Source organism: Micromonospora marincola (assembly GCF_056150385.1).
The window spans coordinates 286,398-311,567 of the sequence record NZ_JAXCFT010000006.1 but is presented as its reverse complement, the minus strand read 5'-3'; the positions used below and the strand labels follow the sequence as shown (position 1 = coordinate 311,567).

At 73.5% G+C, this 25,170-nt stretch carries 24 protein-coding genes; 12 read left to right on the top strand and 12 right to left on the bottom strand.

Translation table 11 applies throughout. The features are described from left to right. Positions 1 to 136: 136 nt before the first annotated feature. The 4 genes from SM450_RS17225 to SM450_RS17210 all read left to right on the top strand — a co-directional run bounded on the left by SM450_RS17225 (position 137) and on the right by SM450_RS17210 (position 4,368). Positions 137 to 1,288 (top strand): carboxylate-amine ligase, encoded by a 1,152-nt coding sequence (locus tag SM450_RS17225; RefSeq protein ID WP_474620764.1) that lies wholly within the window; start codon positions 137 to 139, stop codon positions 1,286 to 1,288. A gap of 41 nt (positions 1,289 to 1,329) precedes the next feature. Then, positions 1,330 to 2,703 (top strand): FAD-dependent oxidoreductase, encoded by a 1,374-nt coding sequence (locus SM450_RS17220; RefSeq protein WP_474620722.1) that lies wholly within the window; start codon positions 1,330 to 1,332, stop codon positions 2,701 to 2,703. Positions 2,704 to 3,234: 531 nt separating this feature from the next. Beyond that, positions 3,235 to 3,396 (top strand): hypothetical protein, encoded by a 162-nt coding sequence (locus tag SM450_RS17215; protein ID WP_474620721.1) that lies wholly within the window; start codon positions 3,235 to 3,237, stop codon positions 3,394 to 3,396. 96 nt (positions 3,397 to 3,492) lie between these two features. Then, positions 3,493 to 4,368 (top strand): aminoglycoside phosphotransferase family protein, encoded by an 876-nt coding sequence (locus SM450_RS17210; RefSeq protein ID WP_474620720.1) that lies wholly within the window; start codon positions 3,493 to 3,495, stop codon positions 4,366 to 4,368. A 1-nt stretch (position 4,369) separates the two neighbouring features. Here the strand turns inward: SM450_RS17210 and SM450_RS17205 are convergent, their stop codons facing one another. The 4 genes from SM450_RS17205 to SM450_RS17190 all read right to left on the bottom strand — a co-directional run bounded on the left by SM450_RS17205 (position 4,370) and on the right by SM450_RS17190 (position 7,392). Beyond that, positions 4,370 to 5,179 (bottom strand): Fpg/Nei family DNA glycosylase, encoded by an 810-nt coding sequence (locus tag SM450_RS17205; protein WP_474620719.1) that lies wholly within the window; start codon positions 5,177 to 5,179, stop codon positions 4,370 to 4,372. 450 nt (positions 5,180 to 5,629) lie between these two features. After that, positions 5,630 to 6,358 (bottom strand): hypothetical protein, encoded by a 729-nt coding sequence (locus SM450_RS17200; protein ID WP_474620718.1) that lies wholly within the window; start codon positions 6,356 to 6,358, stop codon positions 5,630 to 5,632. Between the two features lie 76 nt (positions 6,359 to 6,434). Continuing rightward, a complete protein-coding gene (locus SM450_RS17195; protein ID WP_474620717.1) occupies positions 6,435 to 7,157 on the bottom strand; it encodes a TIGR02391 family protein in 723 nt (240 codons plus the stop codon). Positions 7,158 to 7,167: 10 nt separating this feature from the next. Then, on the bottom strand, positions 7,168 to 7,392 hold the full coding sequence (locus SM450_RS17190) for a GntR family transcriptional regulator (RefSeq protein ID WP_405430002.1): 225 nt from the start codon (positions 7,390 to 7,392) through the stop codon (positions 7,168 to 7,170). A gap of 563 nt (positions 7,393 to 7,955) precedes the next feature. Here SM450_RS17190 and SM450_RS17185 point away from each other — a divergent pair. Continuing rightward, positions 7,956 to 8,309: a hypothetical protein gene (locus SM450_RS17185; RefSeq protein ID WP_474620716.1), complete on the top strand. Its 354-nt coding sequence runs from the start codon at positions 7,956 to 7,958 to the stop codon at positions 8,307 to 8,309. A 171-nt stretch (positions 8,310 to 8,480) separates the two neighbouring features. Here SM450_RS17185 and SM450_RS17180 read toward each other — a convergent pair whose 3' ends face one another. Continuing rightward, the gene (locus SM450_RS17180) at positions 8,481 to 8,801 is read right to left on the bottom strand and encodes a hypothetical protein (RefSeq protein WP_474620715.1); all 321 of its coding nucleotides are present in this window, start codon (positions 8,799 to 8,801) and stop codon (positions 8,481 to 8,483) included. Between the two features lie 210 nt (positions 8,802 to 9,011). Here SM450_RS17180 and SM450_RS17175 point away from each other — a divergent pair, with 210 nt between their 5' ends. The 6 genes from SM450_RS17175 to rocD all read left to right on the top strand — a co-directional run bounded on the left by SM450_RS17175 (position 9,012) and on the right by rocD (position 15,526). Beyond that, a complete protein-coding gene (locus SM450_RS17175; RefSeq protein WP_474620714.1) occupies positions 9,012 to 9,254 on the top strand; it encodes a hypothetical protein in 243 nt (80 codons plus the stop codon). A gap of 252 nt (positions 9,255 to 9,506) precedes the next feature. After that, the gene (locus SM450_RS17170; protein WP_474620713.1) at positions 9,507 to 10,271 is read left to right on the top strand and encodes a cellulose binding domain-containing protein; all 765 of its coding nucleotides are present in this window, start codon (positions 9,507 to 9,509) and stop codon (positions 10,269 to 10,271) included. Between the two features lie 38 nt (positions 10,272 to 10,309). Beyond that, positions 10,310 to 11,746 carry an RICIN domain-containing protein gene (locus tag SM450_RS17165; protein WP_474620712.1) on the top strand — a complete coding sequence of 479 codons (1,437 nt, stop codon included), beginning with the start codon at positions 10,310 to 10,312 and terminating at the stop codon, positions 11,744 to 11,746. 103 nt (positions 11,747 to 11,849) lie between these two features. Further along, positions 11,850 to 12,836, top strand: coding sequence for a thrombospondin (locus tag SM450_RS17160; RefSeq protein WP_474620711.1), 987 nt, complete (start codon positions 11,850 to 11,852; stop codon positions 12,834 to 12,836). Positions 12,837 to 13,496: 660 nt separating this feature from the next. Continuing rightward, positions 13,497 to 14,312 carry a dimethylargininase gene (ddaH, locus tag SM450_RS17155; protein ID WP_474620763.1) on the top strand — a complete coding sequence of 272 codons (816 nt, stop codon included), beginning with the start codon at positions 13,497 to 13,499 and terminating at the stop codon, positions 14,310 to 14,312. Next, positions 14,312 to 15,526, top strand: coding sequence for an ornithine--oxo-acid transaminase (gene rocD / locus SM450_RS17150; RefSeq protein ID WP_474620762.1), 1,215 nt, complete (start codon positions 14,312 to 14,314; stop codon positions 15,524 to 15,526). The genes ddaH and rocD overlap by 1 nt, the downstream gene beginning before the upstream one ends. Positions 15,527 to 15,587: 61 nt before the next feature. On the opposite strand, the gene SM450_RS17145 is transcribed toward rocD, so the two are convergent. From SM450_RS17145 to SM450_RS17135, 3 genes are all read right to left on the bottom strand, one after another. Beyond that, positions 15,588 to 16,733, bottom strand: coding sequence for an FHA domain-containing protein (locus SM450_RS17145; protein ID WP_474620710.1), 1,146 nt, complete (start codon positions 16,731 to 16,733; stop codon positions 15,588 to 15,590). 108 nt (positions 16,734 to 16,841) lie between these two features. After that, positions 16,842 to 17,894 (bottom strand): fatty acid desaturase family protein, encoded by a 1,053-nt coding sequence (locus SM450_RS17140; protein WP_474620709.1) that lies wholly within the window; start codon positions 17,892 to 17,894, stop codon positions 16,842 to 16,844. 142 nt (positions 17,895 to 18,036) lie between these two features. Beyond that, the gene (locus tag SM450_RS17135; RefSeq protein ID WP_474620708.1) at positions 18,037 to 18,303 is read right to left on the bottom strand and encodes a helix-turn-helix domain-containing protein; all 267 of its coding nucleotides are present in this window, start codon (positions 18,301 to 18,303) and stop codon (positions 18,037 to 18,039) included. A gap of 54 nt (positions 18,304 to 18,357) precedes the next feature. Between SM450_RS17135 and map the strand changes: the two genes are divergently transcribed. Then, entirely contained in the window at positions 18,358 to 19,167 is an 810-nt protein-coding gene (gene map / locus SM450_RS17130) for a type I methionyl aminopeptidase (RefSeq protein ID WP_474620707.1), read from the top strand. Between the two features lie 41 nt (positions 19,168 to 19,208). On the opposite strand, the gene SM450_RS17125 is transcribed toward map, so the two are convergent. From SM450_RS17125 to SM450_RS17110, 4 genes are read right to left on the bottom strand one after another with little or no spacing between them, the layout of a single operon-like run. Next, the gene (locus SM450_RS17125) at positions 19,209 to 22,778 is read right to left on the bottom strand and encodes an SCO7613 C-terminal domain-containing membrane protein (RefSeq protein WP_474620761.1); all 3,570 of its coding nucleotides are present in this window, start codon (positions 22,776 to 22,778) and stop codon (positions 19,209 to 19,211) included. Between the two features lie 47 nt (positions 22,779 to 22,825). Then, entirely contained in the window at positions 22,826 to 23,146 is a 321-nt protein-coding gene (gene cutA, locus SM450_RS17120) for a divalent-cation tolerance protein CutA (protein WP_474620706.1), read from the bottom strand. Between the two features lie 56 nt (positions 23,147 to 23,202). After that, positions 23,203 to 24,225: a 1-acyl-sn-glycerol-3-phosphate acyltransferase gene (locus SM450_RS17115; RefSeq protein WP_474620705.1), complete on the bottom strand. Its 1,023-nt coding sequence runs from the start codon at positions 24,223 to 24,225 to the stop codon at positions 23,203 to 23,205. Continuing rightward, entirely contained in the window at positions 24,225 to 25,058 is an 834-nt protein-coding gene (locus SM450_RS17110; protein WP_474620704.1) for a patatin-like phospholipase family protein, read from the bottom strand. The genes SM450_RS17115 and SM450_RS17110 overlap by 1 nt, the downstream gene beginning before the upstream one ends. Positions 25,059 to 25,170: the final 112 nt, after the last annotated feature.

The window sequence follows — 25,170 nt, the reverse complement described above, 5'->3', positions numbered from 1 at the left end:
GTGTCACCTCCGGCGGCGCGCCCGCAGGCGCCGGAACATGTCCGACACGCCGTCCGGCGCGTTTCCGAGCGCCGACACGGTGGGTAACAGGGCGTCGACCACACGGCACGGTGCCGTGCCCGGTCGGAAGGAGACGGTGGTGGCGATGAGCGGCTCAGTGGCGGAGCGGGAACGGGACGCCGCGCCGGACGGCCGGACCGACCTGCTGACGGTCGGCGTCGAGGAGGAGTTCCTGCTCGCCGACCCGCACACCGGCACCGCCGTACCCGCCGTCGAACTGGTGATGGAGCAGGTGCCGGCCGAGCTGCGGGGCCAGGTGGAGCGCGAGTTCCAGACCAGCCAGATCGAGATCGGCAGTCCGCCGGGGCTGGAGCTGTCCTCGATCCGGCACTCGCTGTCGATGCTGCGCGCCGAGCTGGCCGACGCCGCCGAGCGGGCCGGCGTACGGCTGTTGGCGATCGGCACCGGGCCGGTCGACGGGCCGGTCCCGGCGGTGGTGGACAAGCCCCGCTTCGACCGGATGATCGAGCGCTTCCGGCTGCTGGTGCCCGGCCCCGGCAACAACGGCATGCACGTGCACGTCGGCGTACCGGACCCGGACACCGGCGTGCGGGTGCTCAACCACGTCCGGCCCTGGCTGCCGATCCTCCAGGCGGTCACCGTCAACTCCCCGTTCGCGCGCAGCGCGGACACCGGCTACGCGAGCTGGCGCTCGATCGAGTGGGAACGCTGGCCGTCCGTCGCGCCCACCCCCTACCTGGAGTCGCACGAGCACTACAAGCGACTGATCCGGCAGCTCATCGCCAGCGGCGTGATGCTGGACGAGGGAATGCTCTACTGGTATGCCCGGCTCTCCGCCAAGTACCCGACCGTGGAGATCAGGATCGGTGACGTCTGCCCGTCCGTGGACGACGCGATCCTGGTGGCCGCGCTGGTGCGCGGGCTCGTCGCGACCGCGCTCACCGACATCGCCGCCGGTCGGCCGGCCGTCAACACCGACCACCACCTGCTGGTGGCGGCGCACTGGCGGGCCGCCCACGACGGGCTGGAGGGCGAGGGCGTCGACCTGCACGACGGCGAGCTGCGGCCGGCCTGGGAGCTGCTGGACCGGATGGTCGACCGGATCCGCCCGGAGTTGGAGCGGCACGGCGACCTCGACCGGGTGACCGAACTGCTGGGCGGGCTGCGCCAGCACGGCACCGGCGCGGCCCGGCAGCGGGAGGTGTTCGCGCGTACCGGCAACCTGGCCGACGTGGTCGCGGACGTGGCCCGGCAGACCCGTGGTTGAGCCGGCCCGCGGCGCGGGCCGGGCGTGACAGGATGAGCGGCGTGGCGGAACGGATGATCGTCATCGGCGGCGACGCCGCCGGCATGTCGGCGGCGTCGCAGGCGCGACGCCGCCGCGGCCGGGCCGACCTGGAGATCACCGCCTTCGAGCGGGGGCACTTCACCTCCTACTCGGCCTGCGGCATCCCCTACTGGATCGGCGGCCTGGTCCCGGAGCGTGACCAACTCGTCGCCCGCACCCCGGCGGCCTTCCACGACGAGTACGACATCGACGTCCGGATGCGCCACGAGGTGACCGCCATCGACCTGGGCCGCCGCGAGGTGGTCGCCCGGGACCTGGACGGCGGCGGCGAGGTCCGCGCCGGCTTCGACACCCTGGTGTACGCCACCGGCGCCACCCCGGTGCAGCCGGAGTGGGCGCGCGACGACGTGGCCGGGGTGTTCGGCGTGCAGACCCTCGACGACGGCGAGGCGGTGCGCGACTGGCTGGAACGCGAGCCCCGGCCGCGGCACGCGGTGGTGGTCGGCGGCGGCTACGTCGGCGTCGAGATGGCCGAGGCGCTCGTCTACCGCGGGCTCTCCGTCCAACTGGTCGAGCAGGCCGCGCAGCCGATGGCCACCGTCGACCCGGACATGGGCGAGCTGGTGGCCGAGGCGATGCGCGGCACCGGCATCGGCATCCGCACCGGGCTGACCGTCACCGGCCTGACCGAACGGGACGGGCGGATCGCCGCGGTGGTCACCGACGAGGGGCCGATCCCGGCCGACATCGTGGTGCTGGGTCTCGGCGTACGCCCCAACACCGCGCTCGCCGAGGCCGCCGGGCTGCCGCTCGGGCCGTCCGGCGGGATCCGGGTGGACCGGCGGATGCGGGTGCCCGGGGTGCCCGGCGTGTGGGCGGCCGGCGACTGCGTGGAGAGCCTGCACCGGGTCAGCGGCATGCCCGTGCACATCCCGCTCGGCACGCACGCGAACAAGCAGGGCCGCGTCGCGGGGATCAACATCGGCGGCGGTTACGCCACCTTCCCCGGTGTGATCGGCACCGCGGTCACCAAGGTCTGCGAGCTGGAGGTGGGGCGCACCGGGCTGCGGGAGCGGGACGCCGCCGAGGCCGGTTTCGAGTTCGTCACCGTGCTTGCCGAGTCGACGAACCGGGCCGGCTACTACCCGGGCGCGCGGCAGATGACCGTGAAGCTGATCGCCGAGCGGCCCAGCGGGCGGCTGCTCGGGGCGCAGATCGTCGGCTGGTCCGAGGCGGCCAAGCGGATCGACGCGCTGGCCGTGGCGTTGTGGAACGGCATGACTGTGGACGAGATGACCGCGCTCGACCTGGGTTACGCGCCCCCGTACGCCCCGGTCTGGGATCCGGTGCTGATCGCCGCCCGCAAGGCCGTCGACGCCCTCGCCGGCTCGTAAGGCGGGGCCCCCTGTTAACGCCTCCGGTATAGGCGGGGCCCCCGCTTAACACCCGCTCGACGGTTCGGGTTCAGGCGACAGAAGTGCTGTCGCCGGGCCGGGTCCGGCACCTGCTGGTGAGCGGTCGCTGGCACCGGGTGTGCCGCGGGATCCTGCGAGCCGCGCCGGGCGGCCCGTACACCCGGGAACAGCAGTGGTGGGTCGCGGTGCTGGCGGCGGGCGACGGCGCGGTGCTCGCCGGCCTGGCCGCGGCGCGGGCCGGCGGGCTGCGCGGCGCATGGCGGTACGACGCGGTGGACGTCCTGGTGCCGCACCAGCGCCGCGCGGTCGGCCTGATCCGCCGGCTGCCGCTGGGCCTGCCTGCGGTACGGGTCCGCCGGGCGCGTCACCTGTCCGCCACCGACCGGCAGGTGGGCCGGCCGGATCGTACGAGCATGGCGCGCTCGCTTGTGGACGCGGCCGGCTGGGCGCGTACCGACGACGAGGCGCAGGCGATCGTGGCGGCCGGCTGCCAGCAGCGGCGCGCATCACATGGACGTGCGGCACTGGGCGGCGGACCTGCGCCGGCAGAACCAGGTCTGGATCGAGGGCGACCGCATCCTGCGCTTCACCGCGTTCGACGTCCGGCACCGCCCGGCCGAGGTGGTCGCCCAGCTCCGCGCCGCCCTGACCGCCTCCGGCTGGCACCCCTGACCGCCGCCGGCCGGCGCCGCCCCTCGCCTTTGGGTGCGGTTGTTGCTGCCCTGACGACAACAACTGCACCCAAAGCCGATCGGGCAGGATGGGCGGGTGCGATGGGAGATCCCGGCGGGGCTGCGGTGGACCGAGCGGACAGCGGTGGGGCGGGGGTGGCTGGCGGAGCTGCCCGACCGGCTGGCGGAGTGCGTGGCGCGGTGGGAGCTGACCGCCGTCGGGCCGCCGTTCGACTACGCGTACGCCTCGCTCGCCCTGCCGGCGCAGCTCCCGGACGGCACCCGGGCGGTGCTGAAGTTGCAGTACCCGGACGGCGACAGCGTCCACGAGGCGACCGCGCTGGCGCACTGGGCCGGGCGGGGCGCGATCCGGCTGCTCGCCCACGACGCCGACCGGCGGGCGCTCCTGGTCGAGCGCTGCGACCCGGGCACCCCGCTGCACGCGCTGCCGCTCGATGCCGCGCTCGACGCGGCGGTCGGCCTGCTACCCCGCCTGGGGGTGCCGGCCGGCCCGCCGTTCACGTCGCTCGCCGAGGAGGCCGCCGGCTGGGCCGAACGGATGCCGGTCAAGTGGCGTCGGGCCAACCGCCCGTACGAGCGGAGGCTGCTCGACGCGGCGCTCGGGATGCTCGCCGACCTCGCGCCGGGCCAGGGCGAGCAGGTGCTCGTGAACCAGGACCTACACGCCGGCAACGTGCTGGCCGCCAGGCGCGAGCCGTGGCTGGCCATCGACCCGAAGCCGCTTGTCGGCGAGCGGGAGTTCGCGGTCGTGCCGCTGGTTCGCGGCGCCGAGCTGGGCCACTCCCCGGCGGCGGTGCGGCATCGGCTCGACCGGCTCACCGCCGGGCTGGGCCTGGACCGGGAGCGGGTACGCGGCTGGGCGATCGGGCAGACGCTGGCCTGGAGCATCGACGCCGACCGGGTCTTCCCCGGCAACGTCGAGGCGGCCGGCTGGCTGCTCGACGAGGGGTGAGTCAGCCGGCCTGGCAGGTGGGGCACCAGTAGAGGTTCCGCCCGGCGAGCGAGCCCCGGCTCACCTCGGTTCCGCAGAGGTGGCAGGGCGCGCCCGCTCGCCGGTAGACGTACACCTCGCCGCCGTGCCTGTCGACCCGGGGCGACCGGCCGGTCGCCTCCGGCAGGTCCGCGTCGCGCACGGTGTCGATCCGGCCGCGCTCGACCGCCCGGGCCATCAGCGCCACCAGGTCCGCCCAGAGTTCCGCCCAGCCGGCCGGGGTCAGCTCCCGTCCGGGCAGCAGCGGGGGCACCCCGGCGCGGAACAACGCCTCGGTCACGAAGATCAGGCCGGTGCCGGCCACCACGGACTGGTCCAGCAGCAACGCGGCCAGCGGGGTCGGGCTGCGCCGGATCCGCGCGTACGCCCGGTCCGGGTCGGCGTCGCCGCGTAGCGGGTCGGGGCCGAGCCGGCCGCGCAGCGCCGCCACCTCGGGCGGGGTGAGCAGCTCGCAGGCGGTGGGTCCGCGCAGCTCCAGCCAGTTGCGGTCGCTGTGCAGGCGCAGCCGCACCTGCCCGACCGGGGGCGGCGGCTCCCCCGCCCCGTCCGCGAACTTCCCGTACAACCCCAGGTGTACGTGCAACGTCAGCTCGCCGGCGTAGTGGTGCAGCAGGTGCTTGCCGTACGCCTCGGTGTGGTCCAGGACGGTGCCGGTGAGCCGGGCGGCGCCCTCGGCGAAGCGGCCCTGCGGGCTGTCGGCGTGCACCTTGTCGCCGGCGAACAGCTCGGCGTGCCGGGCGGCGAGCCGGTGGATGGTGTGTCCCTCTGGCACAGGTGCCAAGCATAGACACCAGTGGTCAGACATGCCGACTGGCCTGCGAGAACGTGACCGCCGTCAACCGGTGGCCAGACCTGGCATCTCGTGCCGATGTGGGGCCGATGTGGGGCCGGGTTCGAGGATGGGTCCACTTCCCTCGCGCGCTTGGTTCGGCCAGGTGGGGCCAGGTACGCTCGGTGCCAGCAACACCCCGAGGCTCTGGGACTGCCCTCGGCACGCTGACCTCCCCGCACGGCGGGACGGAACGGCGGCATGAGGCACCGGCACGTCAGAGCCCGCTCGGTTGAGCCGCACCGGGATAGAACGCGGACGAGTTCCGGCGGCAGGTCGTACGCCGTAGGAAGGCCGCGCAGGCTACCGAGTAGCGGTCGCGCGTAACGGTCGATTCGGGGCCGCCTGCCTTGCCGGTGGGCGGCCCCGCGTTGATGGGCAGTGGGAGCCCTCTCATCCGCCGGTGATGGCCTTGACGACCTCCGCCGTGCTCGCGGCCGTAGCGGCGATGGCCTCCGCTCCCTGCGCATGCTCGCCCAGCTTCCCCCACAGCCGGCTGAGCCAGCCGCCGACCTGGGCGCGCTCCTCGCTGTCCGGCTTGGTTGCCCGCACCGCGCCGAACGTCAAGGCGTCCATGGCCTTCTCGACGTTGGCGTATCCGCCGATGCGGACGCTGAGCAGCGCTGTCTCTACGCCCCTCAGACGGTCCACCAGGAGTTCCTTGAGGCCTTCCGGTAGATCGCTGGCGACCACGGCATCAATGACGGATCTGACATCCTCCACGAGTTGGTTGGAGGAGTCCTCGGAGATCATCGGTTCCGCGTGGCCGTTGCGCCGCAACGCTCGCGCGCAGACGCCAACGCTGTAGATCATCTCTCCTGTTACTTGATCGACAAAGTGATTCATATGGACGCTGCCGACGTACAAGAGTCCATCAACAACGTTGCGGATCTGGGGAAGAAACGCCAGAAGATGATCCGGGTCCTCATCCTCCGGTAGAGCGCGGACCTCCGCCTCCATTTGATCAACAAGCCTGGCCAAGTCGGCTGAGCTCTGGAGCACGCCGAGACGGTCAGGCACGCCAAAGATCTCCATCCAGACCTCGATGGCGGCCCTCTTGGGCTGTTGCCTCACCTGCTCCAGGATCACTGCCAGCCTGCTTGCCGAGTTGTCCGCCGCCACGCCCGAGCCCTCTCGTTCAATCCTGACAGCGGAGTCTATGACGGTGAAGCACCTACTGACGCACAGAAGGTGAGGACTACTCCGCTACCGTCTGGAGGATGTCTCCGTGCTCGTACCGGAGCTGCGTCAGTAGCAGGCTCCCGAGGCCGAGCACGCCGAGGGCGTACCGCTTGGCGTCGTCCCGGGTCTGAATCCGGTGCCGGTCGACATTGCTGAGCGCCTGGGCGAAGCCCATCCCGAGGTACCGCCAGCCCTCGCGCTCGCTGGCCTGTCGGCCAAGACGGTAGTCACTGGCGTCGCCGAACACCTCCAGGTAGAGAGCCTTTCCGACGAGGTTGTTGCCGTTCCGATCCTTCGGGTTACCCGCCCACGTCCGGATGTGGTTCTCCACGAAGATGGCCGTCTGGCTGGCGAGCTTGCCCCACTCCCCGTCTTCTACCTCGGTCTTGACGTGCGCCCAGAGGTCGGGGTCGTACGCGTGCTCGTCCACTGGCTCGTCACCGCCCATGAGGCCTAGTTCGTAGATGGCGGCATCGATCAGTGCGACAGCTTGGTTAACTCCACCTCGGAGGGTTTCATCGAAGACAGAGTCCGGCATCCCGCCCCACATCACGCTGGGCGAGTACTGGACTCTGTCGAAACTCTCCACGATGTGGTTGCCCTCGCCGAGAGCGCGAACGAAGATCGTCCGAACTCGGGGCTTCCATGAGTCCAGTCCGGCGGGCTGGCGGAAGAGATCGGCGGTTTGAGCCTCCGCCTTGAGCTTCGTCAGCTCATCGATGGCACGAGCAGGGCGCATGAACGCGAGCCTACTTCTCCCCTGCGACATAGACCCCGCGCCCCGGCTGCCCCACGACAAGATCCCGGTCGTGCAGGAGCGAGACGGCACGGTATGCGGTGGCCACGCTGACGCCGAACTGATCGGCAAGCTCGCTCGTGCTGGGCAGCTTCGTCCCAGGCGTGAGCTCGCCGCTCTTGATCTTCGTGGTCAGTTCGTCGGCAATGCGTCGATATTCAGCAGGTGCAGAGGGCATGGCTTCGTTCCCTTGGTTCGGCCCTGCCATCTGACCATGCGCCAACCATCGTCAGCAAGTGATGCAAGAGAGTCACGCGCTGTGGCTTTACCTACGTCAGATAGTGACGTAGTTTGCTCTGTGGCTGCCCTTGGTTCGGCAAACGAAGGTCAGCCCCGTCAGGGCGGCGTGGATCCCGTCGTCCTGACGGTCCACCGTGGCCTGACCGCCGGGAGTTCTGATGAACCGGATCCGCTATGACGACTACCTGATAGCTACCGCGATGACGCTGGCTCGCCGGCACCGACCGGTCTGGAGTTGGAAGCGTTGGCGCAGGGTGTGCCGCTGCGGCGGGGAACTGCCCTGCCGAGCCCGCCACCGCATCCCGATCAACCGTGGGCACTGGCCGGGTGGTGAGTTGTGATCGAGAGCCGCCAGGTGCCGTTCCTGGTCGAGGTGGCCTGGTTCGTAATCGCTGACTACCGAGTAAAGACCTGTCACCGCTGTTGCCCGGACGGTTGGTGCCCGCGCTACGCGGCAGCGCGTGGCCGGCTGCTGGCTTGGCGGCTGGCCGGTGATCCGCGATGAGCCCGCAGCTACCGAAGGCCGGCGACCTGGTGTACGTGACCCGCGCGGCCAGCGTGCAGTTCATCAAGCCGATCATGTGCCGAGTCATCCGGGTGCTCGACTGGATCACCTACGACGGCTGGTGCTGGCTCGACGTGTACCAACTGAACGACAAGGGCGACGCGGTGGCCCGCCGGTCGATCTTCGTGCAGCCGGCCGGGCTACAGGTACAGCGCCCCGCCCCCACGCCCCGCAAGCCGACGCGGTCGGCTGCCATCCCGAACGTGCGCCAAGATCGCCGCTCCGCCGGGGTGCCGGCCACCCCGCAGCGCCGGGCGACGCAGGCTCGACGTACGGCTGACCACGGGTGAGCACGGGTGTGCACGGGTGGCCAATGTGGGCCCGAGGTGGGGCCGGGCGCGGTCAGCGGCTACAGCCAACGGCCGTTTCTCCTGCTAGACAGCCGATTGTCGGTCCGCATACCGCCTTCTACAGACGGATGGTGTGTCCCTCTGGCACGGACCAAGCGTAGTCAGCCGTCGTCACGCCCGCCGGGCGACCGCCGCCAGGTCGAGCAGGCGGGCCAGGCGGTACCGCAGCACCCGCGCCTGCTCGACCGACAGCAGCAGGCCGGCCTCCGCGCCGCGCAGGCTCACCATCGGCTCGGCGGTGGGATGCAGCGCCCGCACCAGCCCCACCCCTACCCTGAGCGCCGCCGGCTGGTCGGGGCCCGTCCGGCGGGTACGGGAGCGGTGCTGGCCCCGGAGCCGGCAACCGTCCCGGTCGCACCAGCGCGGGTGGTCCAGGTCGTCGGCGAGGGCACCGGTCGGATAGACGTACACGTGCCCGCAGGGCCGCGACACCCCGGGCTCCAGACCCGCCGGGTACGCGGCCAGCCCGGCTCCGCCGAACGCGGCGACGGCGGGCGCGGCATGCGCGTCGCAGGTATACGCGCAGCCGTCCAGGGAGTCCGCCGTGTACAGCTCGATCCGGACGGCCGCCGGGTCCCCGCAGTCGGACAGGGTGGGTAGGGTGAGGTCGTTTCTGACTTGGCCAGTGAGATCATCTAGGGTATGGCCAACCGACTGGCGGATGCGGTACGCGCGTTTCACCTGGCGCAGGCCACCGCCGCTGCCTCTGCCCAGCGCGCAGCCGAAGATCGGGAGAAGGTCGGCGCGGCCCGCGAGCAACTCGCGATAGCCATCGCGGAGGCATCCAGGAGCGGCATGCGGCAGGTCGACATCGTGCGGGTGACCGGCTACACGCGCGAACGCGTGCGTCAGATCCTCCGCTCCCACGGCATCGCGCCCGACTAGCCGCCCAGCACCACCTCTCGCCTCACATCCCCCGCAGGCCACGCCGTGGGACTCCGTTGAATCGACGCCTGTCGAATGACAGACTGACTCCAGTCGCGCTCGGGAGCCGGTGCGAGCCGCTCGATCCAGCAGGAGAGTGACGCGCGGGGTGGTGCGCCACCCGGCGCCGGGCAGTCCCTCTCCGGCAGTCCGCCGTGCCGCCATTCCCGCCGATCACGCCGCGGGGCGGGGCTCTCAGTGCAGGAGAAACAGATGCTTCGTACGCTCGGCGCGGCTCTGGCCGCCGCGCTCACCCTGACCGGCCTGGCCACCTCGGCCGGGGCCGTCCAGCCGCCGACCGTCCAGCCGCCCGCCGTCGCGGCGGCGACGCCGACTCCCGGCGCGACGCCGACGCCCGGCCCGACGCTGACGTGCCCGCCGGCACTGCCGGTCGGCGGCCGGGTGAGCGGTGCCACCATGACCAGCCTCACCATCACCTACTCGCTGATTCTCTTCCCGCCCTGCGGCTACGACGCGCCGATGCTCGTCACCCTCTTCGCCAGCCGGGAGGACGCCACCGCGTGGCGCGATCCGGTGGCCGAGGCCGTCTCCGGGCCGGAGCGCTCCGGGGACGTGACCATCGACGGGCTGACGCCCGGCACCGACTACTGGTTCCGGTTCAGCGACACGCACGGCACGCGGGATCCGTACTTTATCGGCGGCCCGGGCCGGACGCTGTCGACGTGCGCCGCGTCGGCCACGATCGACAATCAGTGGTACGGCGGTTTCATCGCCACGGTCACCGTGCGGAACACCGGGACCGAGCCGACCCGCGGCTGGCTCGTGTCGTGGCGGTGGTCCGGTGACGAGCGCATCCAGACGGTCTGGGGCGGGGTGGCGGAGGGCAGCGGTCAGAACGTCGCGGTCCGCAACGCCTCCTGGAACGGGACGCTGGCCCCGGGCGCCTCGACGTCGTTCGGCCTGTACGTGGCGTCAAGCACGGCGCCCACCGCCATCACGCCGGTCTGCGGCAGGTGACCGGCATGCGGGCGCTACCCAATGCCGGGGACGGTCGGATGAGCAGAAGGGGACGGCTCCTGGCGGTCGGCGTGGCGCTGGCCGTGGCCGTGGCGACGGTGGTCGGGCCACCCACGGGCGCGCTGGCGGCGCCGGTGACCGTCACCAACGGCACGCAGTTCACCGACACGAGCGGCGCCGTGGTGCACGCCCACGGCGGCGGCGTCCTCAAGGTCGACAACTACTACTACTGGTTCGGCGAGAACCGTAATCCGGACAACACCTTCCGGGCGGTGTCCGTCTACCGCTCCACCGACCTGCGCACCTGGGAGTTCCGCAACAACGTCCTCACCCAGTCGTCGGCCACCGAGCTGCAACGATCCAACATCGAGCGGCCGAAGGTCATCTACAACGCGAGCACCGGCCGGTTCGTGATGTGGATGCACAAGGAGAACGGGTCTGACTACAACGAGGCGCGGGCGGCCGTCGCCTCGTCGGCCACGGTGGACGGCAACTACACCTACCACGGCAGCTTCCGGCCGCTCGGGCAGCACATGTCGCGGGACATCACGCTCTACAACGACAACGGCACCGCGTACATGATCTCGGCCGCCAACGAGAACCGCGATCTGCACATCTACCGGCTCACCTCGGACTATCTCAACGTCGCCGGCCTGGTGGGCAACTTCTGGGCCGGCGCGACCCGCGAGGCGCCGGCGATGTTCAAGCGGGGCAGCACCTACTTCCTGCTGACGTCGGCGGCGACCGGCTGGAGCCCGAACCAGGCCAGGTACGCCACCGCGACGAGCATCTCGGGACCGTGGAGCGGCTGGACCGACGTGGGCAACAACACCACCTTCAGCTCCCAGCCGGCCTTCGTGCTGCCGATCCAGGGCACCTCCACCACCAGCTACCTCTATCTGGGTGACAGATGGGCGGGGGCCTGGGGCGGGCCGGCCAACGACTCGCAGTACGTGTGGCTGCCGATCAGCTTCCCGACCGCCACCAGCATGAGCCTGACCTGGTATCCGTCCGTCACGACCGACACGGCCGCCGGGACGGTCACCGGCAGCGCGCCCACCTCCTACCGCGTCACCGCCCGGCACAGCGGCCGGGTGCTGGACGTGATGGACAACTCCACCGCGAACAACGCCGAGGTCAAGCAGTGGGCGTGGAACGGCGGCGGCAACCAGCGGTGGGAGTTCCAGGACGCCGGCGGCGGCTGGTTCCGCCTCGTCAACGCCAACAGTGGCAAGTGTCTCGACGTCGCCAACGCGTCCACCGCCGACGGCGCCAACATCATCCAGTACACCTGCGGCAGCGGCGCCAACCAGCAGTGGCAGTGGGCCGCGCTCGGCAGTTGGTTCCAGCTCCGGGCCCGGCACAGCGGCAAGTGCCTGGACGTGGTCAACTCCGCCACCGGCGACGGCGCGGACGTCCAGCAGTACACCTGTGGGAGCGGCACCAACCAGCAGTGGTCCCGCACCCAGTCCTGACGCTCGGCGGGAGTCGGCACCCGTCCGGGTGTCGACTTCCGCGCGCCGGGGTACCTCCTTTCTGTCATGCGCGGCCGCCGCGCCTGGACAAGGAGGTGCCACCATGAAGATCCTGTCCCGCCGGAACGGCTCGGCGCGAGACGACGTGAACGGCGACGGCGTGGTCGACGACCGCGACCGGACCGCCGACGAGACGACGGCCGGCCCCCCGGTCGCCACCGATCGCGACGCGGAGCGGACCACGTACCGCAGCGCGGCCACGGCCAGCGAGGGCGAGCGCGCCCGGGACGCCGCGACGATGACCGACGACGCACGCACCGCCGCCCCGGCGACGGCGAGCGAGCCGGACGACGACGCGCGGCGGCGCGCGGCCGACCGGGGCGCCGCGGCCCGCGCGCTCACCGGCCACCGCCCGGACACCGACACCCGGACCCCAGGCCCGGCGACCGACAGCCGGACCGAGCGCGCCGACGCCCGCGACGCCGGGACGGTGACCGACACCCGGACCGCCGGGGCCGACACCCGGACCGCCGGAACCGACACCCGGACCACCGGAGCGATGACCGACACCCGGACCGCCGGATCCGACACCCGCGACGCCGGGACAGTGACCGACACCCGGACCGCCGGGGCCGACACCCGGACCGCCGGTACGGTGACCCAGCCGGCCGCGGACCGCACCCTGGACCTGAACCGGGACGGCAGGCCGGACCGTCCGGTCGACCGGGAACCCGGGTTGGACCGGCCGGAGCCGTACACCACCAAGCGACCGCGGGCCAGCCTGCTCGCCACGCTCGGCCTGATCGTGTCCGTGGCCGGTGCGCTCTTCGTGCTCTCCGGCACCCTGGCCGGCTACGGCATCGGGCTCGGCGCGGTCGGCGCGGTGCTCGCCGTGCTGGGTCTGATCGCCACCCGGCGCCGGCACGTGGCCGGCAAGACCGACGCGTTGATCGGCATCGTGGTCGGCCTGGCCGCCGTGGTGCTCGGCGTGGTGGCGATGACCGGGCAGTTCGACTGGCCGACCACGGACGGCGAGTGGGTGAGTCGGTTCCGCGAGTGGCTTGACTCACAGTTTGCCGATCGATTCTGACGGGCACTGTTGCGATCACCGGCAGCGCCGGCAGCCCGACCAACTCCGGTGGTTCACCGGCCGGGCAACACATCTTTCGGGGGCGGCGGTTCGCCGCCCCCGAAGTGTGTCTCCGCCCCACCCGGCTCGCGGCTCGCGGCTCGCGGCTCGCGGCTCGCGGCTCGCGGGAGATCTTGGAAGCGAGCGGCCCCCAGAGGGGCACAATTCTTCCAAGATCTCCGACCATCTCAGCAAGCGGAACAATCATCTCTGCTGGTGGGAGTTTGAGGCGTGGGCGCCAGTTCGCCGGAGTGGCGGCAACCAGAGCGGTCTGATGCCGCCACCTCGCCGAAGTGGCGAGGCCCAACGGGCCCAACCGGCTCGACAAGCGGCGCGAGCCCAGCCAGCCCAACAAGCGGCGCGAGCCCAACCGGCTCGACAAGCGCCGCGAGCCAGCCAGCCCAGCGCGCAGGCCAGCGAGCCAGCCAGCCAGCGAGCCAGCCCAGCGAGCGTAGACGCAATGAACCGTTGGGGCTGGACCCGCACACGCAACGATTCGCTGCTCTACGCAAGTTCTCGCGGTGGATGTCGTCGCACCGGGGCGCATACGGTTGAGCCACGGCGCCAGCCCGTGGGCCGACCGTGGCCGGGCGCGCCCGACCCTGGGAGCACCACATGACGATGGACGCCACCCGCCAGCGCTTTCTGATGTGCCGGCCGACGTACTTCGCCGTCGACTACGCGATCAACCCCTGGATGGATCCCACCGCCCCGGTCGACGCCGCCCTGGCGATCCGGCAGTGGGAGCAGCTCCGGCAGACGTACGTCGACCTGGGCCACGAGGTCGAACTGATCGAACCGGTCGCCGGCCTGCCAGACATGGTCTTCGCGGCCAACGGCGGCACGGTCATCGACGAGAAGGCGATGGCGGTGCAGTTCCGCGACCCGCAGCGCGCCGACGAGGCCCCCGCCTACCGGGCCTGGTTCGAGACCGCCGGCTTCGAGATGTACGACCCGAAGCACGTCAACGAGGGTGAGGGCGACGTCCTGCTGGTCGGTGAGCACCTGCTCGCCGGCACCGGGTTCCGCACCGCGCACGCCTCGCACGCGCAGCTCCAGGAGGTCTTCGGCTATCCGGTGGTGACCATGCAGTTGGTGGACCCCCGCTTCTACCACCTGGACACCGCGCTCACCGTGCTCGACGAGCGGACCGTGGCGTACCTGCCGGAGGCGTTCTCCGCGGGCAGCCGGGCGGTGCTGCGCCGGCTCTTCCCGGACGCCATCCACGCCACCCTTGCCGACGCCGAGGTGCTCGGCCTGAACGCGGTGAGCGACGGCCGGCACGTGGTGCTGCCGGCGCAGGCCACCGACCTGGCCGCGAAGCTGCGTGACCGGGGTTACGAGACGATCGGGATCGACCTGTCCGAGCTGCGTAAGGCCGGCGGCGGACCGAAGTGCTGCACGTTGCGACTCCGTCAGGGAAAGGCGATCAAGTGATCATCGACGACATGCTGCGGACGCCCTCGGCGGTCCGGGACGCGGAGCGCCACACGGCGCACAACTACCACCCGCTGCCCGTGGTGATCTCGTCGGCCGAGGGCGCCTGGCTCACCGACGTGGACGGCCGCCGCTACCTGGACTGCCTGGCCGGCTACTCGGCGCTGAACTTCGGTCACCGGCACCCGACGCTGATCGGGGCCGCGCACGCGCAGCTCGACCGGCTCACGCTTACGAGCCGCGCGTTCATCCACGACCAGTTCGCCGACTTCTGCCGGGAACTCGCCGCGCTCTGCGGCAAGGAGCTGGTGCTGCCGATGAACACCGGCGCCGAGGCGGTGGAGACCGGCATCAAGGTCGCCCGCAAGTGGGGCTACCAGGTCAAGGGCGTCGCCCCGGGCCGGGCCAACATCGTGGTGGCGGAGGGGAACTTCCACGGCCGCACCACCACCATCGTCAGCTTCTCCACCGATGAGGACGCCCGCGCCGACTTCGGGCCGTACACGCCGGGCTTCACCGTGGTTCCCTACGGCGACCTGGCCGCGTTGACGGCGGCGATCGACGAGAACACGGTGGCCGTGCTGCTGGAGCCGATCCAGGGCGAGCAGGGCGTCGTGGTGCCGCCGGCGGGCTACCTGCCCGGCGTGCGCGAGGTCTGCACCGAACGCGACGTGCTGTTCGTCGCCGACGAGATCCAGTCCGGCCTGGGCCGGACCGGCACGACGTTCGCCTGCGACCTGGAGGGCGTCGTCCCGGACATGTACCTGCTGGGCAAGGCGCTCGGCGGCGGCATCGTGCCGGTCTCGGCGGTCGCCGCGAACGCCGACGTGCTCGGGGTGCTCCAGCCGGGCCAGCACGGCTCGACGTTCGGCGGCAACCCGCTCGCGTGCGCGGTCGCCACCGAGGTGGTCCGGCTGCTCGCCACCGGCGAGTTCCAGCGGCGCTCCGCCGAGCTGGGCGAGCGGCTGCGGACCGGCCTGGACGGGCTGCTCGGCAAGGGCCTCGTCGCCGTCCGGGTGCGCGGCCTCTGGGCCGGCGTCGACATCGACCCGGCGCTGATGACCGGCCGGCAGGCGTGCGAGCGGCTGATGGAGCGCGGTGTGCTCGCCAAGGACACCCACGGCTCGACCATCCGGCTCGCTCCGCCGCTGGTGATCACCGCCGACGAGATCGACCACGCGGTGGCGCAGCTCGCCGCCGTCCTGGCCGGCTGATCCCCGTACCTCGAAAAAGGGCGCCGGGACCACGACGGTCCCGGCGCCCTTCGCATCGGGGTCAGGGGCGCGGCAGCCGCATCGCCATGGTCGGCGCCTCGGCCATCACCGAGTTCGGGGCGTACGTCGCGTCGCTCGTCGTCTCGGCGGCCCGGCCCACCTGCACGCCCGGGTAGAGCTCGATCAGGTCGCCCTCGCCGAGCGTCCGGGACTGCTGCGGGGGCAGCGCGATGCGGTCCGTCTCGACCATGGACCCGCCCGGCCGGATGCCGGAGCCGTTGGTGCTGGTGTCGGTGACCACCACCTCGCCTGCGCGCCCCAGGTCGAATCGGACGTGGCTGCGGCTGATCCAGCGCCGGGCCTCGTCGTTGAGCCACTGGCCGAGCTGCACCCCACCGGGGCCGTCAGGCGCCCGCCCGACCGCCACCGGGTCGGCTTCGGTGAGCACGAACCGCTTGCGCACCAGCCCGCCGATCCGCACCGCCAGCACCTCGCTGCGCGGGCGCTGCCCGGCGTCGGAGAGGCGGCTGCCGTGCCGGGGGCAGGTCGGCGCGCCGGTGCGCAGCGTGGGCGGCGGCTGCTCGGACGGGACCCGGTCGATCGCGGCCAGGTCGGCGAAGGCGCCGCCGCCCCCACCGAACAACGCGCACCCCGGCTCGGGGCAGCGCCACTTGCGGGAGAGCAGTTTCACCCCGGCCGGCGAGCGGCTGCCGGTGCTCGGATCCTGGCCGCCGCCGACGTGCGCGATGAACACCGGCCCGCCGGCGCCGGGCACCGGGGCGAGCACCCGGCCGGCCTGGCCGAGCCACGGGTACCTGCCGACGAGCCCGTCCAGCCGGGCCCGGGTCAGCACCGGCAGGCCGAGCAGGTCAGCCACCTCAAGCATCCGGTCCCCGGGCTGGTCGAGCACCTCGACCAGGCCGTCGTCGGCCCAGCGGCGGACCACCATCCGCTCGTTTGAGGTCAGGTCGGCGTCGGACAGCAGCGCCCGGTGCACGATCGCGTAGACCTGGACGCTGTCCTCACCGATCTGCCGGGACAGCGCGTCGATCACCATCCCGAGCCGCAGCAGGCTGGCCGGCCGGCCGCCGTCCAGGTTCTGCCACCGGATCACCTCGGCCAGGTCGACCACGGCCCGGGCCAGCGCGGGATCGGTGCAGACCCGCCCTTCGATGGCGTCAAGCACCTTGCTGATCTCGAATCTCATGCCGCGCTCCGCACCATGTCACGCCCGTCCACCATGCGACGACCCTACCGGCCTGCGCCCACACCGGGCGGGGGTCGTCCCACCGACGCCCCGCCCGGCCCGCCGGGCTCAGCCCGCGCGCAGCGGTCGCCCCACGTCGTGCAGGTGCGCCAACCCCTGCCGGTACGACTCGACGAGCCCGGTCTCCGTGTAGGGGATGCCCTGCTCGGCGCAGTACGCCCGGACCAGCGGCTGGGCCCGGCGCAGGTTGGCCCGGGGCATGTTCGGGAACAGGTGGTGCTCGATCTGGTAGTTCAGGCCGCCGAGCGCCAGGTCGACGAACCGGCCGCCACGTACGTTGCGCGCCGTGAGCACCTGCTTGCGCAGGTAGTCGAGGTCGTCGTCGGCGGTGGGCATCGGCATGCCCTTGTGGTTGGGGGCGAACGCGCAACCCATGTAGAGGCCCCAGAGCCCTTGGTGGACGGCGGCGAAAAGCAGGGCCTTGCCCGGGGACATGACCGCCAGCAGCAGGCCGACGTAGCCGATGCCGTGCGCCACGAGCAGCAGCGCCTCGACGGCCCGGTGCCGCACCGGGACCCGCCACCGGCCGTCCGACTCCCGGCCGGTGAGCGCCCGGACGCTCGCCACGTGCAGCGCCAGCCCTTCCAGCAGGAGCAGCGGGAAGAACAGCCACGCCTGCCGCCGGGCCATCCACCGGCTCAGGCCCCGGGTCGCCGCCGCCTGCTCGTACGTCCAGACAAGCGCGCCGGCGCCGACGTCGGGGTCCTCGTCGGCGTGGTTGGGGTTGGCGTGGTGCCGGTTGTGCTTGTCCACCCACCAGCCGTAGCTGAGCCCCACGGCGAGGTTGCCGGCGACCAGGCCGGCCACTTCGCTGGGCCCGCGCCGACGGAACATCTGCCGGTGCCCCGCGTCGTGCCCGAGGAACGCGACCTGGGTGGTGGCCACCGCCATCACGGCCGCCAGCGGTAGCTGCCACCAGGTGTCGCCGAGCGCCGCCACTAGCGCCCAGCCGGCCAGGAAGGCACCGAGGGTGCCGACGATGCGGACCGCGTACCGGCCGGGGCGTCTGTCGAACAGCCCCGCCTCGGCGACCCGGCGGGACAGGCGCGCGTAGTCGCTGCCCCGCCGGGTGGCCGATGCCGTCAACGTCGAAGAACTCATCCGATGTCGCCCTCCGGTGCCGTGGGTCACACCCGGTGCGCGACCCTCCGTGACCAATCTTGGTACATTCGGTAGCTCTGGGTAATCCCGCCAGCCCCCGGGTCGGGGGTGGTGCTACCCCTACCGGATCGGTCACGATCGGTCAGGACGCCTGCCGGACCCGCATGTCGGCAAGCCACACGTCGGCCAGGTCGCCGAGGGGGACGTCGAGGGCCCGGCTGAGGCAGACCACCGTGCCGAACGCCGGCGCGGGCAGGCGACCCGCCTCGATCTTGCGCAGCGTCTCGGGGGAGATACCGGCCGCCAGGGCCACCTCGACCAGGCTGCGGCCGGCTCGCGCGGACCGGAGGGCGACGCCGAGGCGCTGGCCTGCGGCGACCTGTTCGGCGGTGAGTGGCTGGCGCACCATGGCAGCAGGATAGCCCGCTCCGGGCGGCACGAACGGACGTGGTATAAAAATACCGTGATCGAGCTCAAGTCCACCGATGAGATCGCCCGAATGGCGGTGACCGGCCAGTTCGTCGGCGAACTGCTCGCCGAACTGAGTGGCGTCGCGGCGGTCGGCGTCAACCTGATGGACCTCGAACACCACGCCCGCCGCCGGATCGCCGAGCGCGGCGCCGAGTCCTGCTACTGGGACTACTCCCCCTCGTTCGGCCGCGGCCCGTTCCGCAACGTGCTGTGCCTGTCGGTCAACGACGCGGTCCTGCACGGCCTGCCGCACGACTACGTGCTGCGCGACGGTGACCTGCTCAGCTTCGACATGGCGGTGACCATCAACGGCTGGGCGGCCGACTCCGCGCTCTCGATCGTCGTCGGCACCCCCGACCCGGCCGACCTGAGGCTGATCGAGGCCACCGAGGTCGCCCTGGCGGCCGGCATCGCCGCCGCCCAGCCCGGCGGCCGACTCGGCGACGTCTCCGCCGCGATCGGCGAGGTCGCACACTCCTACGGCTACCGGGTCAACGGCGAGTTCGGCGGCCACGGCATCGGGCGCACCATGCACGAGGCTCCGCACGTGGCGAACAGCGGCCGACCCGGCCGCGGCCTGAAGCTCAGCCCAGGCCTCGCCATCGCCATCGAGCCCTGGCTCTGCCGCACCACCGACGAGATCCGGGTCGACGAGGACGGCTGGACGATCCGCTCCGCCGACGGCTCCCGCACCGCCCACTCCGAACACACGGTCGCCGTCACGGAAGCCGGCCCGCGGGTGCTGACCCGTCGCCCGGCCCTCGCCGACCGCACCGACCGGCCGGTGGCGACCGCGCCCTGAGCGATCCCCGCCCGGCGCGGGGATCCACCGGCCGACCGACGTCAGCCCAGCCGCGCCACCGCCGCACGCAGCCGGGTCAGGTCGCGCCGACGCCGCTCGTACGTGGCCGCCAGGCCGATCAGCAGCAACCCACCGAGCCCGAGGAAGATCCACCGGGGCAGCAGGTCCCATCCGCGGGCCAGCTCGTGCAACGCCAGCGGCACAAGCGTCGCCGCGCCCAGCACCACAGGCGCCTGCCAGCGCCGAACCGCCCCGCCGCACACGGCGCCGAGCGCCGCCACGCCGAGCAGCAGCCGGCGTAGCGGTTGCGGGTCGGGCGCGGCAAGCACCGAGACGAGGCTCGGCAGCAGCGCCGCGCCGAGCCCCGGCCCGAGCGCCAGCCAACTGGTCAACCCGGGTCGGTGCCGCAGCGCCACCAGGCCGGCGCCGAGGGCCAGCGCCGCCGCCGGCACCGTGTACGCCTCCAGCACCGCCACCCCACCGGCGGCCAGCAGCAGCCAACCGCCGAGCAGCTCACTGCCGGCCGCGACCGCCGCGAGCCGGCGCCGCCCGGCCGGCGTCTCCCCCCGGCGCAGCGCCCGCACCGCCACCACCGCGCCCCACAGCACGCAGACCGCCGCCGCGTACCGCAGCGCCCCGCCGGCGAGCAGCAGCGCAAGCAGCGCCACCCCGTGCGCCGCCGCCTCCACCCCCCGCTCCGCCCGCCGCTCCGTCGATCTTGGAGTTGTGGCGCCTGCGATGTCGGGATAGCGAGTTCTGCGAACGACCACAAGTCCAAGATCGACGAGCCGCGGGGTGGCCCGCAGCGCCGGCGCCGCGTGCAGGGTCGCCGCCGCGACGGCCAGCACCGTGAACCCGGCGGTACGCAGCGGCAGGCCGGCGGCCAGCGGCGCGATGACCGCGAAGCCGGTGGCCGCGACCACGGCGCCCAGCCAGCCGGCGAGCCGGACCACGGCCGGGTGGCCGGCCACCCCCACCACGACGCCGGCCACCACAAGCGCCCCCAGCGCGGCAAGCGTCCCGGCGCGGGTGGCCAGCAGCCCAGCGAACCCGAACCCGCCGAGCACCGCCCCCAGCGGCAGCAGCACCGCCGGGACCACCGGGCGGGCCCCGGTCACCGCGGCCGTCAGCACCGCGGCCAACCCGGCCGCGAACGCCGCCGCCGGCACCGCAGGCCAGGGCGTGCCGGCCGCCGCGAGCAGCACCGGCAGGGCCACCGCGACGAACGGCAGCCCGGCCAGCGCCGGCAGCCACCGGCCGACCACCGGAGCGCCGCCCGCCGCCCGCGCGCGGTCCGCCCCGACCTGGGCGTGGCCCGCCGGGACACCGGCCGCCAACCGGGTGTACGCCGCGGCGGCGGCGCCCAGGAGCAGCAACGCCAACCCGGCCCGCGCCGTCTCCGTCGGAGCCGCCGTGCCGGCGGGCGCTCCGGACCAGGGCCGCACCACAAGGCTCCCCAGCACCGCAAGCGCGGCCGGGGCGACGGCCAGCAGCGCCAGGCCGGCCAGCGCGCCGCCGACCGCCCGCACGACGACGGCCGGCCGGGCCCCGCCACCGGCGGCAAGCGCCAGCCACACTCCCGCCACGGCGTAGAGCCCGAGCGGCTCCCGGCCCGCCACGACCAGCGGCCCGAGTCCGATCCCGGCGAGCGCCACCGCGAGCCCCGTCGAGGCGTACCCGCTCAGGTCGGCCCACCGGCGGCGGACCGCGACGACGGCGGCCACCGGCAGCACGACGGCGGCGGCCCCGCCCCGAAGCTGCCACCAGGGCGGCGCGCCCAGGCCGAGCAGCGCGACGACAAGCACCGCCGGTACGGCGAGCAGCGCCACGGCCAGCGCGACCCCGGCGACGACCGGCTGCGCACCCGACCCGCGCCGGCCCAGCCCGGCCACCGTTGCGCCGAGTACGGCGGTCACCGCGAGCGCCGCGCCGGCCCCGGCCGGCGCGGCGCAGCCGACAAGCAGCGCGTGCCCGACCAGCAGCGCGGCGATCGACGCGGCCACCGGCACGGTGACCCACCCCCGGCGCGGCCGGACCACGACGCCCAGCAGCAACGCGGCGGCCACCGCCAGATCGGCCACAAGCACCGCCGGCCAGGGCGTGGTCGCCACCGCCGGCGCGGCGAGGACGGCCAGCCCGGCGGCCACCACCCCGACCAGCGGCCGGGCGGCCCGGGGCACCAGCACCGCCACCGCGCCGGCGACGAGCAGCAGTGCCGGCGACAGTTGCCAGCCCCAGGACGGGACCGGCCAGTCCCGGCCGCCCTGCCAGGCCGGGAACGAGGAGGTCACGCTGGCCGCGCCGACCACGCCGGTCAGCAGCACGGCGATCGGGCCGAAGCCGGCGGCCACCGCCAGGGCGCCCACCCGGGGGCCGGTCCGCACCCGCGTCGGCACCACGCGCACCGCTCCGGCAAGCGCCGCCACCACCAATCCGGCCGCGAGCAGCAGCAGCCCCGGACGGACGGCGGCGACAGGTCGCAGCAACGCGACGGCGAGCACCGGTACCAGCAGCCCGGTGGCCACCGCGCGCAGCACCCGGCCGCCCGCCGCGAACGCGCCCGTGACCAGGACGAGCGCCACCACCAGCAGCGGACCACCGGCCAGCACCGTGGCGCCGGCCGCCCGGCCGACGGCCAGCGGCACCAGCGCGCAGCCGGCCGCCAGGGCCAGCGCCACGCCGTGCCCGAACCAGCCGAGCACCACCCCGGCCCGTGCCGCGGCATCCGCCGCCACGCCACCGGGCCGCGACACCGCACCGGCGATCCGTCGGCGCAGGGCCACCACCACCGCGAGGTCGCCGAGCGCCACCGCGGTCAGGACCATCGCCCAGCCGGCCGCCGACGGCCTCGCCGCCACCGCGGCCAGCGGCAGCACCGGCTGCGCGACAAGCCACGCCGCGAACCACGGCGCGGTGAGCCGGCCGAGCCGCCCGTACCCGGCCGCCACCGCCGCGCTCACCGCCCCGACCAGCGCGGCATACCGGCTGCCCGGCCAGCCGGCCACGCCGAACAGGTTCACCGACCAGGCCGCGTACCCGTCGAGGAGCACCAGGAGCAGCCCGACCGCGGCGATCGTCTCGGCGGTGCCGCGCAGCCCGCGCGCCCGGGCCAGCAGCGGCGCGGCGAGCGCCAGCGCGGTGACGGCCAGCAGGATCAGTGCCCGGCCGGCCACGCCGAACGCGGCCCAGGCGACCGCGGTGAAGACCACCGCGGCGGTGCCGAGCAGCAGTCCACCGAGGACGAAGAGCAGACCCTGCACCGCCCGGGTGGAGGTCTCCGCGCCGCCGGGGCGGACCGGCACGGCGGCGGGCGGCACCTGCCGCACCTGCGGCATCGGTACGGCCGTGGCCGCCGGGCGCGGCGCGGGGATCTCCAGGCGGATCCGGGCGGCAAGCGCCGCCCGCCGCTGCCGGGCCGTGGACAGGTGGCCAGCCAACTCCTGGTACGCGAGGCGGGCCGCGTCCACCCGCGGCGTCAGCGCGGCGATCTCCCGGTCCAGCCGGACCACCTCGGCCGCGGGCGGATAGGGCGGACGGCCGCAGGCGCGGCATCCGGCGACGAGGTCGGCCGGGGCGCCGCAACCGGGACAGGGGTAGCCGGTGATCTCCACCCCGCCAGCTTCGTGCACGGCGGGACGGGCGGACAGAGTAGGCGTACCTAGGGTCGGGTGTGTTCGCGCGCCCACGCGGTGTAGTCGGGGTTGCCGCTGTCCTCCCGGCTCACCAGGATCTCCGGCACCTCGTACGGATGACTGGCGCGGAGCTGGTCGACGAGCGCGTCCACCCGGTCCGGCATGGTCTTGAACCGCACCCACCACTCGGCGGTGGTCTGGATCGCCGACTGCCACCAGTAGGTGCTGTCCACCGGCCCGCCGACCTGGGCACACGCCGCCAGGCGCCCGGCGACGGCCGCAGCCGCCAACACGTCCGCCACCCGACGGGCGTCCACCACCGTCGTCACCACGCAGATCTGGTCCACCAGCGCACCCTACGCGGCGCTCGGGCCGCTCGGCCGGAAGCAGTCGGGAAAGCCGCTCAGGCGTCTGCCGCGCCGTCCCGGTTCGCCGCGATCCACCTGTCGATCCGGGCCCACCAGTCGAACAGCCAGTCGATGCGTTCCTGCTTGCCGGCGGGGATCTCCTCGGGCGGCACGGACCAGAACCGCATCACGATCCGCTTGTCCATCGGCAGTTCCCGCCACACGTCCGCGACCGTCAGCATCTGGTCCAGGCCGGTGTGCGCCACGAAGATCACCCCGGCGTCCGGCGCGGCGTCGAGCGCGGCGAGCAGCCCACCCGGTTGGGGTGCCAGCACGTGCTGCATCCGTTCGGCGCGCAGCGCCATCCGTTCCAGGCCGAGCCGGCGCAGCCGGGCGATCGCGCGCAGCCGGCGGGACGGGGTGAAGTTGCCTCCCTCCGGGAAGATCACGAAGGCGTCGTCGTCGTCGAGGCCGGTGGCCAGGTGCCCGATCTGCCGCACCACCGAGTCCCGACCGTCCGGGCCGGGCGCGATGAACCGGTTGGGCAGCCGGTTGAGCAGCACGTCGATGGCCGGGTCCCACTGGAGGCTCTCCTTGAGCACGATCCGGGGCTCCCGGTGGAACCAGTTCACAAGCGCGTGGATCAGGATGAACGAGTCACCGGGGCCGGCGTGCCGGCAGAGCACCAGCTCGGGGCGGCCGGGCAGCGCGGTGTCCGGGTCGGTGCCGACCACGTCGATGCTCAGCCGCAGCGTCCACCGGGCCTGCCAGAACAGCACCCGCAGGAAGCGGCCGGCGACCACGTAGTGCGCCCGCTGGAAGGCCGGGGACCGTTTGTGCCGGCCGAAGCCGGAGGCCAGCCAGAGCAGGAAGAGGGCGAGCAGGGCCGCGGCGTCCCAGACCAGGTAGACGGTGCCGATCCAGAGCAGCCGCAGCGGACGCAGCCGCCCCGGCACCAGCGGCGAGGCGGCCAGCGCCAGCAGCGCCCAGCCGGGCAGCGTGGTCACCACGGCAACGGCGAGGAGCACGACGCCCGGCGCGAGCAGCAGCCGACGGATCCAGCGGGGTGGCAGTGACATCAGCGCTCCAGCGCGGTGTCCAGGTAGCGGCGGGAGGCGGTGTACGCCCGGCTGATCCGCCGCCCCACCGCCGCCATGTCCCGGTATGCCCACGGGCTGTCGTCGCGCGGATCCAGCCCGCCGGTCGGCAGCACGTGCACCTCGACGCCGTCGGGCAGCGCCGCCATCTCGCGGGCGAACCGGTGCCGGCGGGCGACCTCGAACGCGACCTGGGCGACCTCCCAGGGCCGGCGGGGCGGGCTCAGATCGCGTTCGATCCGGCCCACCTGGAGGACGAAGATCTGCCTCGCCCCGGCCGCCACCGCCTCGCCGACCGGGATCGAGTTGACCACCCCGCCGTCGATGTAGTGCTGCCCGGCGATCTGGGCGGGCGGCAGCAGCCCGGGCACCGAGGCGGACGCGATCACCGCCGGCACCACCGGCCCGGCGGAGAACCAGTGTTCGGCGGCGCGCTCGATGTTGGCGGCGCAGCAGCGGAACGGCACCGTCAGGTCGGCGAACGTGGTCGCCTCGCCCAGCTCGCTCTCCAGCAGCCGGCGCAGCGGGCGCGGCGAGTGCAGGTGGGTACGCGCGGCGAAGCGGCGCAGTTGCCGGGCGACCGAGTCGCCGTACACCTCGCCGGCCTCCGGGGAGGCCCAGAGCCGGACCAGCCGATCGGTGACCGCTTCGGTCGGGTCGGCGGCCACCAGGGCGCCGTTGACCGCGCCGATCGACGTGCCGAGCACCAGGTCGGGCCGGATCCGGGCGCGGAACAGGGCACGCAGCATGCCCACCTCCACCGCCCCCAGCACTCCCCCGCCGCCGAGCACGAACGCCACCGGACCGCCTGCCATGCCGCTCATCCTGGCATGCGGCCGGCCGGACCGCCCGCGTCGTCGGTGCCCGCCACCTCGGTCACGCCTCGCCATTGCGGGCACGCGGGGTGTGACGGCAGTCGGACGCCCG

Bases quoted from the DNA above. Each gene is read 5' to 3' on its own strand.
- SM450_RS17110 (WP_474620704.1), bottom strand. From the start codon at position 25,058: ATGGCAGGCGGTCCGGTGGCGTTCGTGCTCGGCGGCGGGGGAGTGCTG.
- SM450_RS17115 (WP_474620705.1), bottom strand. From the start codon at position 24,225: ATGTCACTGCCACCCCGCTGGATCCGTCGGCTGCTGCTCGCGCCGGGC.
- SM450_RS17195 (WP_474620717.1), bottom strand. From the start codon at position 7,157: ATGCGCCCTGCTCGTGCCATCGATGAGCTGACGAAGCTCAAGGCGGAG.
- ddaH (WP_474620763.1), top strand. From the start codon at position 13,497: ATGGACGCCACCCGCCAGCGCTTTCTGATGTGCCGGCCGACGTACTTC.
- SM450_RS17165 (WP_474620712.1), top strand. From the start codon at position 10,310: ATGAGCAGAAGGGGACGGCTCCTGGCGGTCGGCGTGGCGCTGGCCGTG.
- SM450_RS17145 (WP_474620710.1), bottom strand. From the start codon at position 16,733: ATGAGATTCGAGATCAGCAAGGTGCTTGACGCCATCGAAGGGCGGGTC.
- SM450_RS17170 (WP_474620713.1), top strand. From the start codon at position 9,507: ATGCTTCGTACGCTCGGCGCGGCTCTGGCCGCCGCGCTCACCCTGACC.
- SM450_RS17190 (WP_405430002.1), bottom strand. From the start codon at position 7,392: ATGCCCTCTGCACCTGCTGAATATCGACGCATTGCCGACGAACTGACC.
- SM450_RS17175 (WP_474620714.1), top strand. From the start codon at position 9,012: ATGGCCAACCGACTGGCGGATGCGGTACGCGCGTTTCACCTGGCGCAG.
- SM450_RS17140 (WP_474620709.1), bottom strand. From the start codon at position 17,894: ATGAGTTCTTCGACGTTGACGGCATCGGCCACCCGGCGGGGCAGCGAC.
- SM450_RS17135 (WP_474620708.1), bottom strand. From the start codon at position 18,303: ATGGTGCGCCAGCCACTCACCGCCGAACAGGTCGCCGCAGGCCAGCGC.
- SM450_RS17215 (WP_474620721.1), top strand. From the start codon at position 3,235: ATGGACGTGCGGCACTGGGCGGCGGACCTGCGCCGGCAGAACCAGGTC.
- SM450_RS17160 (WP_474620711.1), top strand. From the start codon at position 11,850: ATGAAGATCCTGTCCCGCCGGAACGGCTCGGCGCGAGACGACGTGAAC.
- SM450_RS17185 (WP_474620716.1), top strand. From the start codon at position 7,956: ATGAGCCCGCAGCTACCGAAGGCCGGCGACCTGGTGTACGTGACCCGC.